General features: G+C 39.8%; 1 protein-coding gene. It reads right to left on the bottom strand.

The window, feature by feature from the left end; translation table 11 throughout:
* A partial coding sequence (locus AC1M9N_RS14515) for a hypothetical protein (RefSeq protein WP_481954981.1) occupies window positions 1-261 on the bottom strand: 261 nt, incomplete at both ends.

The raw sequence follows: 261 nt of genomic DNA, 5'->3' as shown, positions 1-261 counted from the left end.
AATTGATCTTTGATCGCTTGTAATTCAGCTTGCATTGCTGGACTGATTACACCATTTTTAGCATCAATTGCCTCTACCAATTCATCATGCTTAGCTTCTGCAGTTTGAACCGCTTGTGTTGCTGCTGCAATCGCAGCTTCCGCAGCATCAATAATACCATCATCATTTAAATCATTAACTACTGGCACAGCTGTATCTAAAGCATCTAAACGAGCATCTAGATCATCTTTAGCTGGTGATTCAGGTAATGCATCTACCAAT

The organism is Acinetobacter sp. ANC_7655 (assembly GCF_056784015.1).
Note: the sequence above shows the minus strand (reverse complement) of the source record. Positions and strands in the feature narration are given on the sequence as shown.